Below are 13,021 nucleotides of genomic sequence, written 5' to 3' on the forward strand. Positions count from 1 at the left end.
GCGTGACAACAGTGCGGACCGAACCCCGGTGGCTCCTCCCGGACGAGATGCGGGCCTGGCGGGCGTACGTCATCGGCAGCGAACTGCTGCGCCAGCAGCTCAACCGCGAGCTGCAGGACAAGCACGGACTGGCCCTCCCGGACTACGAGGTGCTGGTCCGACTGTCCGAATGCGAGAACGGGCAGATGCGCATGAGCCAACTCGCCGGCCAGGTCGCCTCCTCCAAGAGCAGGCTGTCCCACCAGATCTCCCGCCTGGAGAAGGCGGCCCTCGTCCGCCGCGTCGACTGCGCCGAGGACGCCCGCGGCGTGGTCGCCGAAATCACCCCCCGAGGCCAGGAAGCCCTCACCGCCGCCGCCCCCACCCACGTCGAAGGCGTCCGCGCCCACCTCGTCGACCTGATGACCCCCGAGGAGCAGGAGGTCATCGCCGCGGTCTTCGAGCGCGTGATCGCCCACCTCGACACCACCTGACCCGCCGGGTCTACCCTGAGCGGGCCGGGAGGCGTGGCAGAGCGGCCGAATGCATCCGCCTTGAAAGCGGAAGACGGGCAACCGTCCGGGGGTTCAAATCCCTCCGCCTCCGCAGGTCAGAGGGGGTGTCGACTGTTCCATGTGGATGGTTGACACCCCCTTTGTGTAGCAACGGGTGTAGCAACGCACTCATAACCGCAGGTCAGCGCCCCATCTCGTCGGACAGCCTGCGCAGCGCCTCCCGCTTGTCGTCCAGCGTGACCGAGGCGTAGATGGTCATGGTGACGTGGATGTCGGAGTGCCCGACGATGTCCCGGACGATGTGCGGCGGCACCCCGAGCTTGAGCAGCAGCGTCACGCACGAGTGCCGCAGGTCGTGGAACCGCACGTCACCGAGGCCCGCCCGCTGCCGCATCGGGTGCCACTGCGACCGCAGGTTGGACGGGTCCAGCGGCCCGCCCGTGGGGGTGGCGAAGACCAGGTCGAGGTCCTGCCAGTGCTCGGCGGCCTCCCGCTCGTCATCCTGCCGGTCCCAGTGCTCCACCAGCGCCTCCCGGCACACCGCGATGAGTGGGCTGACCCGCTTGGAGGACTCCGTCTTGGGTGCGAGGAACACCAGCTCGGAGCCCACGCGCTGGAGCGTGTTCCGCACTCTGAGCGTGGGGGAGTAGCGCTCCGCGCAGTCCTCGCAGAACTCATCCCGGTGCTCCGCGCACGGGTGCTCCCAGCCGTCCCAGTCGATATCCGACCACCGCAGCCCGAGCAGTTCGCCCCGACGCAGCCCCATGAAGACGGCCAGCACGTACAGCGCCTCCAGGCGGTCACCCTCGGCGGCCTTGAGCAGCGCTTTCGCCTGCTCGAATGTCAGACCCCGGTTGACGTCGTACTTCGGTACGGAGACCTTGATCAGCTTCGCCACGTTCCGTGCGATCAGTTCCTCCCGCATCGCCTGTTGGAGGGCGTTCCGCAGAACGGCGTGCACCTGCTGCACAGTCCGCTTCGACGGAAACTGTTCACAGCACTTCCCGATTGAACAGCACTTCCGCTGACTCTTCGGCCGCTTCCCGTCGAGGTTGTCCGCGCAACACCGGCAGCGATTCCGCAGCTTCGTCATGAACGTCCGTACGTCCGACGCGGAAAGCCGATCCAACTTCTTCGACCCGAGGTTCGGAATCAGGTGCCGGTTGACCACCACCCGGTAGCCCTCCACAGTCCGGGGCTGAAGTTCTCCGTCAACAGTCGACAACCAGTACCGCAGGAATTCCCCGACCGTCCAATTCTCCGCAGCGACCGGAATCCCTGCATCGGACGATGCGATCTTCTTCCGAAGGCGTTCCCACGCCAATTCAGAAGTCGTCGCCGACACCACGACCCGCCTGCGATGTCCGGAGGTCGTCAGCACGAAGGCCGCGCCGATCCACAGCCCGTCCGCCCGCTGGTAGACAGACCCCTCCCCATTCGACCGCTGCCGTCGCGCCATCAGGCCGCCTCATCCATCAGCCGGTCCAGATAGCTGTCGATCGCCCGCGCGGGCACCCGCCGACTACCGCCGATCTTCACCGACGCCAACTCCCCCGTCCGCATCAGGTCGAACACCTTCGACCTCCCGATTTGCATGATCCGGGCGACCTCTTCGACCCGGTACAGCTTCCTGTCCATCTCCCCGTCCCCCTTATTGATCAAGCTGCCTGCTGAGTTGCCGAAAGATTGGGGCCACCGTCGCCGGGTGGCGGTTGAGCGGCGAGCAAGGCGCGTTCGTACTCGGCCCGCCAGGTGATGCGTTCGGAAATCGCGTGCATGAGCAGGTGCGTGCGCGGTGGAGCGTTTTGGTCGCCGGGGGCGAGCTTGCGCCAGACGAGGCGCGAGGTGTCTTCCTGCGGCTTGGTGATGCCGACCGCCGCAAGCATCTGGTGGACGAAGGTCCTCCGGTCGGCCTTGTGCTCGGCGAGGGTCTTGCCGGACCACTTCCGAGACACCAGCACCCGCCGCCCGGGAAGCCCCAGGGTGCTGCGCCGGTGAGCCCGCCCCCGGCAGTGCCCCGGGGTGGTCTTGGACGAGGCACCGACCGGTTGGATTCCGTAGAGCAGCCAGACCGCGCACCGGGGCGAACACGGGGTGCGCTCCAACTCCGCGTGCAGCCGGTTGTGGTGGGCCTGCTGAGCGTCAGTGGTGGCCTCGACGACCTCTCCGGTCGACTTGGTGAGGTACTTCGTCAGGTACCCGATGTGCCGCCCGGCCTCTTCCGAGCCACCCAGGATGCCCTTGGAGTGCACCTGCCTGCCGAAGGTCGCCACATGAGCGGGCGCGTCCACCTGGTCCACCGCATCCGCCCAGGTGAGCAGGGCTGTGCGCGTGTCCGGGTCGACAAATCCCCTGCCGTCGTGGTCCCACACCGGCAGCCGGTAACCCCCGTACACCGGTTCGTCGTGCGGCGGCCACCACACCTGCAAGTACGTCGCCGCCGTGACCTGGCGGACCACCTCGTGCGGGATCGACCCCCGCAGCGCCGCGTGCAGGTGCGGAGCGGTCCGCTTCTGCGGCTCGACCGTGGCGAAGTACTGCACATCCCAGCCGACAGCACGTCGGAGGTTCTGCCACCACCGATCAACCAGGGAAGCGAAGTGCACGGCATCCCGCGCAGCCCGCCGGTAGTCATAGGTGCCGGGGTTGACCGGAGACCCGTCCCCACGGACCGGCCCGTAGGAATCGCAGGTCAGGGTGACGAACATCGACGGCCGGTAGCCCCCGGCGTACTCGCGGCCGACCGTGCGCCGAGCGACCTTGAGCCGAGGCAGGTCCGGCGCGTCCTGCCGCCGCCTGGTCGATCGCTTTGGAGCCCGCTTGCCCGGGTCGTCCGGGTTGGGCAGCCTGCCGCGCACCCCCATCGCGTGCAGCTCGTCATCGACCACCCGGATCTCGTCCCGCAGCTCGTCCGCGTGCCCGGCTTCCCCCGCTTCGACCGAGTCCCGGTAAGCGGCGACCAGGTCGGCGCGGTACTCGACCACGGCCCGCTGATCGGCGGTCGGCTTGCCCCGCTGATCGACCGGTTCGGCGTCGAGGTGCCACCCCTCCCTGCACTGGACCATCCGCAACGCCTTGGCCTTCTTCGCACAAGGCGCACACACGGACTCCACAGTGGAGCCACAAGGGACACCCACGTACCGCACAGCCCCGGAAACGGAGTCGGTGATCTCCATTGTGAACGGTCGCACGCACACCCCGTGCTGCTCGGCCGCCGCAGTGATGACGTCCGCCGCCAAAGGCCCACGTAGCTTGACCACGGTCGCGTCCTGCTCGTGCTCACTCACGCCGCCTCACCGCCCCTGACCTCCCGATCGGGGAACGGCACAATCGCGGCCGACGTCCCGGTCACGAAGTGCCGCAGCTCCACCAGATCGCCGTCCGTCGGGTAGAACGCCCGAGCCCGCACAGGTTCACGGCGCCCGTCCTCCTTGACCCACGCCACCCCCGGCGTGTGCTCGCTGATCTCGTGCGCGTTCGCACCCCGCGCCCGGACACCGTCCCCCAAGACCATGTCGACCTGTACCGCCTCATCCAGCCGCAGAGCGGTGCGAGTGGTGAACAGGTTCCGAAACGGCACAATCTCCTTGCGCGGGTCCTGGACCAGCCCGAGGACCCCGAACCCAGGCGCCCGCCCCTGCGAGGTGAGGGTCTGCAACGCCCCCTGCGCCCGCTCCCGCAACTTCCGATCCGGCTGATAAGCGATCAGGTCCGCCAACTCGTCGACCACCAGCAGCGTGAACGGCTCCCCACTGTCCGGCGACCACCACCGCCGCACACCCCGATACCGCCCCGCCCGCTCCCGCACGTCCCCAGCGAGCCCTTCCAGCACCTCCACCGCGTCAGGGCCGTTGTCGAACACCAACCGGTCGAACAGCTCCGGTGCCTGCCCCAGCTCCATCCCGCCCTTGGGGTCGATCCCCACCAGCCGCACACCCCCGGCGCGGAGAAGCGGGGCGATTCCCCACAGGGTCGACCACAGCACCGACCCCTTGCCCGCTCCCTGCACCCCAACGACCAGGTGTTGTCCACCCAGGAGCTTGAGCCGCCACGGCTTACCGGTCTCGGTGCGCCCGATGGTCACCCGCCGCAGGTCCACCGCGGCTTCCTCCACCAACGCCGGAACCCGCAGCACGGCCGCCAGCGGATCAGCGCGCACCAGGTCCAGCGCCAGCGACCCGGGCCGGGTGACCCGGACACGGCAGGACTGGGCGTCGAAGGCGTGCGCCAACCCCGACGCGCGGGTCTCCCACTGCTCCGGAGCCTGCCCCTTGACCATCCGGACGTGCACGGTGTCGCGCCACCAGTCCGACCGGGTCCGCCGCAGCCTCGGCAGGTACTCCCGCCCCCGCGCCTTCCCGTCCAGCGAGGTCAACCGCATGACCGTCCGCCACTGCACCGCGTACACCGACGCCCGCCGAACCTCGGTCCGCACCCACCAGACACGCGTGTGGAAACCGTCGGAGTCTCGCCACCACCACACCGCCGAACCCACACCGGCAATGAGGACCAGGCCGCCGAGCACCCACCCGCCGACCGAATACATCCATACCCCGACCAGGCTCAAAGCGACCGTGACCGGGTAGTACCAGCTCACCCGCACCGCCTTGGCCAGTACCCAACCGGCGATGAGCACCAGGGCGACCGGGGTAAGCACCAGTTTGGCCGTGCGGGGCAGCAGGGTCCACCACGGCAGCCGAGGCCGGGCGACCTCCAACGGTGCGGGATCGACCCACTTGTCACGCCGAGTCATCGTCCACCCCCGAAAAGACGAGCCGTTTCAGCGTGCGGACGGGTCTTGGGGGTTGACCGGGTCTGGTGATCTTCTAGGGTTGTCATTGTCTGCTCCTGCGAGTGGACAGGCACAGAAGCGGAGGCCGCCAAACCATCCCGCTTCTGTGCCCTTTAGTTTGTGCCCCAACAAGAGGCGTGCATCATCGCCGCACCGCCAGGGCGCGGGCATGTCTGTCTGATGTGGACGTGCGGGGGTCAGTTCTCTCGCAGCCAGGTTCGCCACTGGTGCGCCGGTGCGGCCACCGAGTCGAGGTGGTCCAGAACCTTCCGGTAGGTGCGAACGTCACCGGGGTTGTCCAGCAGGGTGGTCACCCCGTGGTGGTCGAGGCGGACGTAGCGGGTGGTGTTGCGCAGCCGTACCACCTCGAACGGTTCCAGCCCGTGCACGCCGACGACCTGACCCGGTAGGAACCGCAGGTGCACCTGCTCATTCCCGGCGAGCCCGACGAGGTAGGCGAACTGCTCCGCCCGCTGATGCCCGGGAAGCGCCGAAGGCATGGTGACCGCCTGCCGGGTCAGGTACACGGTGGTGTGCTGCCCCGCCTCCCACGGCCGTTGATGCTCCGGCCTGGCGGGTTGCCCGGTGAGCAGACAGTGGTAGCCGGAGGTGCGCAGCCTCGGGGGCAGCACCCACGGCGCCACCACCACCGATTCCCGGGTCATCCCATGCAGGCAGGCCAACACCTCATCCCGGTGGTGGACTTCCCCGGCCCCGGTGACGCTGGTGACCCACAACCGGCGCACCCGTTCCCGGGTCTCCCCGCCCCATCCGAAGGCGGCCCCGAACGCCCCCAGCTCGTATTCGGAGATGTCGCGTTTGCCCATCATGCACCGGTTGACCGTGGCCGAGGACATCCCGGTCAACTCCGCCAACGACCGACACGTGTACCCGAACCGGGTCGCCTCATCACGCACCACCGACGCCAACGCCAACCGCGCCACCGACACGAACGACAACGGCACTGCGGCGCTCTCGCTCTCACGCATGACGAGCACTCGGGACCACCCCCCGACCCCGGTCCAACTGCGCCTGCGCCGCTTGAGCGTGTTCCCGTTCCCGGGTGGCCCAGTACAACGCCTCGTGGTGGTGGAACCTGTCGATCTCGGCCACCGCCGCGTAGATCCGCGCCGACTCCCGGAAGAACGCCACCCGCTCCAGAGCCGGAGCCGACTCCACCGGCCGCCGAGGCCCCAAGTACGCGTGTGCCTGCTGCAACGTCCGAATGGACTCCGCCGTCTGCGCGGACTTCGCCCGCCGTGTCACCGTGGCCCCCGAACCCTCCGAGACCGCGACGCCCGGATCTGCGACACCCGAGCCGCCCAGTCCGACGCCTGTGCGGTAAACGCCTGCCCTGCGGCCTCCACCGCAGCCAACGACCACCATGTGCCCGTGCAGTACTCGGCGATCTCCTGCCACGCCGCCGCCACTTCCGCCGAGGTCTCGGCCATCATCCGGGCCGCTTCCGGGTCCCCCGGGGGAGCCGCCGAGACAGCTTCGGAGGCGTGCCCGTATTGCCGGTACGCGTGCTCCCACCGGGTCAGCACCTCAACCGGAACACACTCCACGGCACTGGGATCGGGCAGCGGCGAGACGAAGTCGGCCCCGCCCCCGGCAGGCTCGGAAGTCACCACGATCACGCCGCCTTCTCCGACTCGCCCGAACCCCGAGACGACCGCACACCCGCACCGGAGCCAGAGCCCGCAGCGCGGAAGCCCGCCGCCCGGAACACGTACGCCTGGTACTTGAACTCTCCGTTCCCCGCCACCCGGGGCTCAGCGGTCAACCCGTCCAGCTCCACCGGCCGGAACCCGGGTAGCACCTCCGCCGTGGTCGGCACCGGCTGAACATCGGCGAGCAACACCAGGTCGAAGGAGGCCCTCTTGGCGTTGACCTCCGATGGGTCGGTCACGGTCGCCTTCCACTGCCGCTTGCCCGTCAGCTCGTCCACCTTCTGCCGCACCGGCCGCCCCGCTGAGCGGTCCTCCCGTGACTGGTACTCGGTGTCCGGCGCAACCTCACCCATGAGCACCAGACCTTGCGGGAACGCCTCTCCGAACTCGATGGGGAACCTGTGCCCCCTGGGAATCGCCATGATCGAATCTCCCTGAACCAGGCGACCGCAGTCTCGGCCGCTGATACCAGATTCGGCCAGGTGACCGTCCCGTCACAGGACCTCGTAGTCCTGTCTCAACTCACGGCGTCTCAGTTTGTCTCGTCAAGTCTCGTCTTGTGCTACGGTGCTGGTGGACGACCGCAGGGGAGAGACATGGCGGACCAGGACATAGCCCTCAAGGCGCTGCTCAAGAAACGCCATTTGCACGGCCACGCCGCCTTTTGCAAGGAGTACGACAAGGTGGCAAAGCGCCTGGACAAGGATCTAATTGGCAGTCACCCGAGCAAAGCCCAGTACTACCGATGGCTGTCCGGTGAACTCTTGGGCCTTCCCTACAGTGACCACTGCCGCGTCCTCGAAGCGATGTTCCCCAACTGGACAGCAGAGCAACTGTTCGCTCCCCATGCCGGAGTCTTGGAGTACACGCCCGACGCCAACAAGCCCCCCGAGACTGCTCCCCGGCAAGCCGCGAACGGCACCAACGTCCCTGCGGACTTCGTTGGCCTCTACGCCCACCGCGCCGACGTGCCCAAGGACCTATGGCTCACTCTGCTTGAAGGCGTCCACCACAGCGTCGACCTGTTCGCCAACGCCAGCCTCTTCCTGCCCGAGGACAACCCCGACGCCATCGACCTCCTTCGCGCCAAAGCCAATGAAGGCGTCATCATTCGTCTCCTACTCGGCGACCCCACTCACGACGCCATAAAACTCCGGGGCGAAGAAGAACGCCTTTATGAATCCCTCATCGGTCGAGTCCAAATGGCTCATGCCTACTATCGGCCCCTCATCGGCCTCGACGGCGTCCAGTTCAAGGTCCACGGCACATCGCTCTACAACTCGATCTTCCGCTACGACAACCAAATGCTCGTCAATCAACACATCTACGGCACCTACGGCTATATCGCCCCGATCCTCCACCTACGCCGCTCATCAGGTTCCGATCTCTTCGAGACATACATGAAAAGCCTCGAACGGGTCTGGATCGACGAGGCATACGAGTACGCACCTTCTCAACGTTGACGCACCTCTACCAATGTCGACAGAAACAGGTCGAGGTTCGAGAGGTCTTGTAGAGCAGCGTCAGGCCCGGCCGCCCGCAGCTCGTCCAGATCATGCACACCCGTGGCAACGGCGATGACCTTCGCCCCACCATCCTGCGCAGCCTTGACGTCCAACGGCGTGTCCCCGATCAGGATGGTCGACTCAGCATCGTATTCCCGCCCGTACTTCGCCGAAGCCTTGTCTTGCGCCACCCGCACTAGATCCGACCTGATCTCCGCATCGGACCCGAACCCGCCCACCTCCATGTCCAACCACCGAGTCAGGTCAAACGGGTCCAACTTCGCCCGAGCGTTCTCCACCACGTTCCCGGTCAGCGCCGACTGGGTGACCGCCTCCACACCGTCCAAGACCCTCAGTGCCTCCACCACCCCCGGCAACACGTACCCGCGACTTGGCAACCCCGGCCCCACCTCTTTCATCGCACTAACCAGGAACGGCCGGAAGCTCTCGATCGTCTCGAACCCACCCGTGTCGATGCCGTTCGCCTCCAACAACGCTCGCATGATCAAGAAGTCTGTCCGCCCATGCGTGACAGGCTGAACCTCGGGAGCACGCCCAGCGATGAGCTTGAACGCCAAGGCGTAGGCGTCCTTGCTGACCCCACCGTTCTCGATCAACGTGTGGTCGACGTCCCACAGCACCAACGCTGTAGGGAACGGATCAGGCAAGCTAGCTCGATCGGCAGTCATGCCCTAAGTTTGGCTTACGCACACGCTCGGCCCGACACGACCTCACCTGTGCCCAGTCCTAAGTTTCTAGGAAGCTCGCGTCTGCGAAGCGCTCGAATCCATATTCTTCGACTGGACTGCTGACCGTCCTTCTCTCTACACGGGAAACATTGCCTTTGTTCTCATATTCAGAAAGACCAAGCGATTTTTGAGCGATCTGCCCGCCGGTCCGTATACGACGGCTGGAGACACGGATATTTTTGCCCCCCGGCGATCCGGCTCCTCCTGTTGATATTAAGCTTTTTTCTCTGATCCGATCTCCTTAAGTTTTTCCAGTATTGCAATCATTTCGTTAAGCGTGCTAGGACCTTCTGTCGCAGCTTCTCGGGGCCGTGGGTCGACGAATACCCTATTGCCGAAATCTCTTCTTAAACTGCTCTTGTCCTCGGATTCAAGTGGGCCTACGAAAGCGTCAAATGTTAAGAGTTGCGCCTGATACTCGTCTGCCCAGGCTGCTTCTTGTCGATGCTTAGAGGATTCTCGACCCAGGTAGGCGCTCAGCACTCCGAAAGGTATAAAAGAAGCGATATGTAGCAAAGAAGTCTGAATGCTGGATGGTGAGTATCCTAAGAGAACGGCAACGCCTGCTAGAGCTCCAACAACTGCTAAAACCGATACGGAAGAATTGCGAAGTCGATTGGCCGTTTGTCGTTCCCGATCTGCTAGCTTTTCGAAATGCCCGGCGATTCCTATGCCACCGGTCTCGCCGGCGGCGGAGCGGGTACTCTCTAATAGTTGATTTGCTTCCTCGTTTTTCTTTGCCAGATTGGACAAAGTTGCCGCAGTAAAAGATCTACCAACAAAACGCTCAATCTTCTCCGTTAAAGAGTCAAACTGGACGTTGGTTAGCGTGTCGATCGACGTTAGCAATGTCAATTCAAATAAGTCAATAATCGAAGTAATGATAGATTGTGCGGATTCAGTGCTGTGAAGTATCGATTCTGTAACTCGTTGCTGGATCTTGGAGTGATTCAAATTATTCGGATCGTCGAGTAATGAGACCGTCGTGCGAATTTCGAAACATGCATCGGAAAGCGAACTTAAATTATTTACGTAGGCGGCCTGCTGCGCTTCGGGCATTTGAATCAGTGGTGGAAAATCTATCGGCGTGTTGAAGTCTTCGATAAAGCGTAGAAAATCTCTAATAAGAGTAGTAAAACCCACCAATGAATTAACTGTTTTCGCATCCAGTCCCGTACTGGTTGGACTCCGTCGAGCATTTAGATATATTTTCCGAGTTGTGGAGTCGATCATCTCTAGGGTGGAGTCGATCAACTTACGCGATTCTCCGCTAACTACCAACATGACCGATCCTTTGTGGAAATTGGCTCTGTAGAATCAAGGCCGCGCCGCCTGCGCGGCGCGGCGCCGTGGGCCTGCTCGGCTTGGCACCGCTGTCCCCATCCATCGCGCCACGGCGCGGCCTCCCGCTTCGCTCACGGCCGCGCGGGCGCGCGGCACGACCCTCATGCTCGCCGGGTGCGCCACACCGCCCAGACAGCACGAGGGTCCGTGCAGAGTACGCCGAGAGTCCGACAAGACCGAGGCTGTCTGCGTCGGGCTCTCGTCCACGCGAGCTGCTCGGTACCAGGGGCACCGCTGCCCCTGGACCCCGGCGAGCCCGCAGCACATTCCGCGCCATACTCGGCGTAGCGCAAAGCCCCCGTAGGCGCGGAACGCACTACGGGGGCGGTGCTCGTGAGGTGTAGCAGCCGGTGTAGCAACGGGCTCGAACTTGCTCGGACGGTCTCATCCGGTTGACCTGCGGGAACGGACTACTGTGGACCCGCAAAACCACCAAAGCGGCGCCTTGAAAGCGGAAGACGGGCAACCGTCCGGGGGTTCAAATCCCTCCGCCTCCGCTCCCTGACCGATGGGAACGCCGTCGCCCGTGACATCGGGTGACGGCGTCCCGTCGGGTTGAGGCCGGATCACCCGGTCAAGGTTTTGTTCACTCCCAGACGAACAACTCGCGAGCATCCGTTGCCAACGGCGGGTGCCACTCGCACTTCGCCGAGATCCCCTGCTGTTCGTAGAAGGCAACAAGGTTGTTGCACTCGTAGACGTGGTAGGTCCCGTGGGAGACCCACGTCGCCAGGGCGGACATCTCGCCGGTCGCCCGCGTGTCGCCTGTTTCGGTTGCCGCGTAGGCGGTTCCGCCTGCGACGCCGAACATCGCGAGTGCGGCGATGGTCACCGAGACGGCCTTCTTCGCCATTCTTGTCGTTGTCATTGCGCTTTGCTCCCCAGATGATGCGAATTGTTGTTCCGGGGCATCGGACACCGGGTTTGACAAATGGTGTTCGATGTATTTCCCCGACTCGAACCTAACAGAGCCCGCCGGTGTCACTGCTGAGGCACAGAGGTGAAAAATCATTCCGGGACACTCACGGACAGTCATGGTTCTGGCCCATCGGAGTGGAGTGCCGCATGGGGCGCGGGAGCTGCCCCACTTGTCGTGGCACGCACTGTGCCGCCCGTGGTACGTGCCGCAGCCTGGGTGGAGTGCGACGGAGGGGTGACGAGGCCGCTGGTGAGGATGCCTGGCACCCCTTCGGTGCCGCCCGAGGGCGCCGATGGCCTTGAGGACGTCGTTGTCGATGTCGCCGAGGACGGTTCCGGTGCCGCCGAGGGTGTTCACCGTGCCCACCGGTCATGGTGACCAGGTCGTTGTTCGCGGTTCCGGTGAGGATTTGCCCGCCGGGGACGCCCGTCGTGCAGGTGGTGGTGTCACCGGAGCTGTTGGAGGCCCGGGCGCAGCCGACCGGGTCGGCCAGCGCCTTGGCGGGCAGGGCCTCGGCGAACCCGACCGCCGTGCCCGATCCGATCAGGCCACGACCGATTCGACGAGCTGCACCGCGTGGATCAGGTGTCGAGGCCCCAGGACAGGCCCATCCGGTACGCCGCACACACGTTCACGTCGAGGATGTAGGCGCCCGCCGTTCCGCACTGGCCGGTTCCCGTGCCCGGGTCGACCGGTTGGCCGTGACCCATGCCGGTGATGGTGTGCGTTTCGACCACCGTCCGCCCGCTGGTGTCGCGGTAGCCCGCGTGCGGGAACCCGCCGACCGCGTCGGTGAACGACGGGGTGGGCGGGATGCCGTGCAGGGCGGTCCACTGATCCACGATTTCCTGCTGGTTCAGCGGTGCCACCGTGTGGTCCGCCGTGCCGTGCCACACGCTGACCGTCGGCCACGGGCCCGGGTGCCCCGATACCTTGGCCGCCCACTGGGCCGGGGTGAGGTCCTTGCCCGGGTTCATGCAGGAGAACGCGTCGACCACCGAGGTGGCGCAGCCGAATGGCAGGCCTGCGACGATGCCGCCGCCCGCGAACAGGTCCGGGTAGGTGGCCAGCACCACCGAGGTCATCGCGCCGCCGCCGGACAGGCCGGTGGCGTACGCCGTGCCCGCGCCGTCCGCCTTGGCGCGGCGGACCATCTGGGCGATGGACTCCGCTTCGCCCCGGCCGCGGGTGGTGTCGGTGGGCTGGAACCAGTTGAAGCACCGGTTGAGGTTGTTGGCCTGCTGCTGTTCCGGCAGCACCACGGTGAACTTCCACCGGTCCGCCAGGTGGACCCAGCCCGTGCCGGTCCCGTAGGCAGCGGCCGTCTGGGTGCAGCCGTGCATCGCGACCACCACCGGCCGCCCGGCGGGGAGGTCGTCGGGTTGGTAGCGGTACATCTTGAGGGCGCCCGGGTTGGTCCCGAAACCCGTGACCTGGCTGATCGCCGCCGCTGCGCGGGCGGGTGTCGTCCCCACGAGCAAGCCTGCCAGCAGGGTGAGCACGATCGACACTGACCGCATTCCGACCACCTTCCGTCGTGGTACC

At 65.6% G+C, this 13,021-nt stretch carries 13 protein-coding genes, 2 tRNA genes and 1 pseudogene; 4 read left to right on the forward strand and 12 right to left on the reverse strand.

What is annotated here, in order from left to right:
- Positions 1 to 2: 2 nt before the first annotated feature.
- Complete coding sequence (locus tag DFQ13_RS19240; RefSeq protein ID WP_035282014.1) at positions 3 to 473, forward strand: MarR family winged helix-turn-helix transcriptional regulator; 471 nt, start codon at positions 3 to 5, stop codon at positions 471 to 473.
- A gap of 27 nt (positions 474 to 500) precedes the next feature.
- Positions 501 to 585, forward strand: a tRNA-Ser gene (locus DFQ13_RS19245).
- Between the two features lie 90 nt (positions 586 to 675).
- Here the strand turns inward: DFQ13_RS19245 and DFQ13_RS35100 are convergent.
- The 8 genes and pseudogenes from DFQ13_RS35100 to DFQ13_RS19285 all read right to left on the reverse strand — a co-directional run bounded on the left by DFQ13_RS35100 (position 676) and on the right by DFQ13_RS19285 (position 7,381).
- A complete protein-coding gene (locus DFQ13_RS35100; RefSeq protein WP_233438490.1) occupies positions 676 to 1,455 on the reverse strand; it encodes a tyrosine-type recombinase/integrase in 780 nt (259 codons plus the stop codon).
- A 132-nt stretch (positions 1,456 to 1,587) separates the two neighbouring features.
- A pseudogene (locus DFQ13_RS35105) lies at positions 1,588 to 1,953 on the reverse strand (tyrosine-type recombinase/integrase); the annotation flags it as partial.
- Positions 1,953 to 2,132 carry a helix-turn-helix domain-containing protein gene (locus DFQ13_RS19255; RefSeq protein ID WP_035282017.1) on the reverse strand — a complete coding sequence of 60 codons (180 nt, stop codon included), beginning with the start codon at positions 2,130 to 2,132 and terminating at the stop codon, positions 1,953 to 1,955. The pseudogene DFQ13_RS35105 and the gene DFQ13_RS19255, both read right to left, overlap by 1 nt.
- Positions 2,133 to 2,152: 20 nt before the next feature.
- Positions 2,153 to 3,781, reverse strand: coding sequence for a replication initiator (locus tag DFQ13_RS19260; RefSeq protein WP_110080775.1), 1,629 nt, complete (start codon positions 3,779 to 3,781; stop codon positions 2,153 to 2,155).
- A complete protein-coding gene (locus DFQ13_RS19265; RefSeq protein ID WP_110080776.1) occupies positions 3,778 to 5,247 on the reverse strand; it encodes an FtsK/SpoIIIE domain-containing protein in 1,470 nt (489 codons plus the stop codon). Before DFQ13_RS19265 ends, DFQ13_RS19260 begins: the two co-directional genes overlap by 4 nt.
- Before the next feature lie 236 nt (positions 5,248 to 5,483).
- The gene (locus DFQ13_RS19270; RefSeq protein WP_146241276.1) at positions 5,484 to 6,275 is read right to left on the reverse strand and encodes a Scr1 family TA system antitoxin-like transcriptional regulator; all 792 of its coding nucleotides are present in this window, start codon (positions 6,273 to 6,275) and stop codon (positions 5,484 to 5,486) included.
- Positions 6,268 to 6,552: an AMED_5909 family protein gene (locus DFQ13_RS19275; protein ID WP_110080778.1), complete on the reverse strand. Its 285-nt coding sequence runs from the start codon at positions 6,550 to 6,552 to the stop codon at positions 6,268 to 6,270. The genes DFQ13_RS19270 and DFQ13_RS19275 overlap by 8 nt, the downstream gene beginning before the upstream one ends.
- A gap of 370 nt (positions 6,553 to 6,922) precedes the next feature.
- Positions 6,923 to 7,381 (reverse strand): hypothetical protein, encoded by a 459-nt coding sequence (locus DFQ13_RS19285; RefSeq protein ID WP_110080780.1) that lies wholly within the window; start codon positions 7,379 to 7,381, stop codon positions 6,923 to 6,925.
- A gap of 174 nt (positions 7,382 to 7,555) precedes the next feature.
- Here DFQ13_RS19285 and DFQ13_RS19290 point away from each other — a divergent pair, with 174 nt between their 5' ends.
- Complete coding sequence (locus DFQ13_RS19290) at positions 7,556 to 8,422, forward strand: hypothetical protein (RefSeq protein WP_110080781.1); 867 nt, start codon at positions 7,556 to 7,558, stop codon at positions 8,420 to 8,422.
- On the opposite strand, the gene DFQ13_RS19295 is transcribed toward DFQ13_RS19290, so the two are convergent.
- Together DFQ13_RS19295 and DFQ13_RS33190 are read right to left on the reverse strand one after the other, a co-directional pair.
- Positions 8,413 to 9,105, reverse strand: coding sequence for an HAD hydrolase-like protein (locus DFQ13_RS19295; protein ID WP_233438491.1), 693 nt, complete (start codon positions 9,103 to 9,105; stop codon positions 8,413 to 8,415). The genes DFQ13_RS19290 and DFQ13_RS19295 overlap by 10 nt on opposite strands.
- 321 nt (positions 9,106 to 9,426) lie before the next feature.
- Positions 9,427 to 10,497 (reverse strand): hypothetical protein, encoded by a 1,071-nt coding sequence (locus DFQ13_RS33190; RefSeq protein ID WP_146241277.1) that lies wholly within the window; start codon positions 10,495 to 10,497, stop codon positions 9,427 to 9,429.
- 395 nt (positions 10,498 to 10,892) lie between these two features.
- Between DFQ13_RS33190 and DFQ13_RS33950 the strand changes: the two genes are divergently transcribed.
- Positions 10,893 to 11,054, forward strand: a tRNA-Ser gene (locus DFQ13_RS33950).
- A gap of 89 nt (positions 11,055 to 11,143) precedes the next feature.
- Here DFQ13_RS33950 and DFQ13_RS19300 read toward each other — a convergent pair.
- Together DFQ13_RS19300 and DFQ13_RS19305 are read right to left on the reverse strand one after the other, a co-directional pair.
- Complete coding sequence (locus DFQ13_RS19300; protein WP_035282024.1) at positions 11,144 to 11,410, reverse strand: hypothetical protein; 267 nt, start codon at positions 11,408 to 11,410, stop codon at positions 11,144 to 11,146.
- Positions 11,411 to 12,057: 647 nt separating this feature from the next.
- On the reverse strand, positions 12,058 to 12,996 hold the full coding sequence (locus DFQ13_RS19305) for an extracellular catalytic domain type 1 short-chain-length polyhydroxyalkanoate depolymerase (protein ID WP_110080783.1): 939 nt from the start codon (positions 12,994 to 12,996) through the stop codon (positions 12,058 to 12,060).
- Positions 12,997 to 13,021 lie beyond the last annotated feature (25 nt).

The sequence above is a fragment of the Actinokineospora spheciospongiae genome (assembly GCF_003182415.1).
Taxonomy (GTDB): domain Bacteria; phylum Actinomycetota; class Actinomycetes; order Mycobacteriales; family Pseudonocardiaceae; genus Actinokineospora; species Actinokineospora spheciospongiae.

Coding starts and splice junctions, on each gene's coding strand:
- DFQ13_RS19255 (WP_035282017.1), bottom strand. CDS start 2,132: ATGGACAGGAAGCTGTACCGGGTCGAAGAGGTCGCCCGGATCATGCAA.
- DFQ13_RS19265 (WP_110080776.1), bottom strand. CDS start 5,247: ATGACTCGGCGTGACAAGTGGGTCGATCCCGCACCGTTGGAGGTCGCC.
- DFQ13_RS19270 (WP_146241276.1), bottom strand. CDS start 6,275: ATGCGTGAGAGCGAGAGCGCCGCAGTGCCGTTGTCGTTCGTGTCGGTG.
- DFQ13_RS19285 (WP_110080780.1), bottom strand. CDS start 7,381: ATGGCGATTCCCAGGGGGCACAGGTTCCCCATCGAGTTCGGAGAGGCG.
- DFQ13_RS19290 (WP_110080781.1), top strand. CDS start 7,556: ATGGCGGACCAGGACATAGCCCTCAAGGCGCTGCTCAAGAAACGCCAT.
- DFQ13_RS33190 (WP_146241277.1), bottom strand. CDS start 10,497: ATGTTGGTAGTTAGCGGAGAATCGCGTAAGTTGATCGACTCCACCCTA.
- DFQ13_RS19300 (WP_035282024.1), bottom strand. CDS start 11,410: ATGGCGAAGAAGGCCGTCTCGGTGACCATCGCCGCACTCGCGATGTTC.
- DFQ13_RS19305 (WP_110080783.1), bottom strand. CDS start 12,996: ATGCGGTCAGTGTCGATCGTGCTCACCCTGCTGGCAGGCTTGCTCGTG.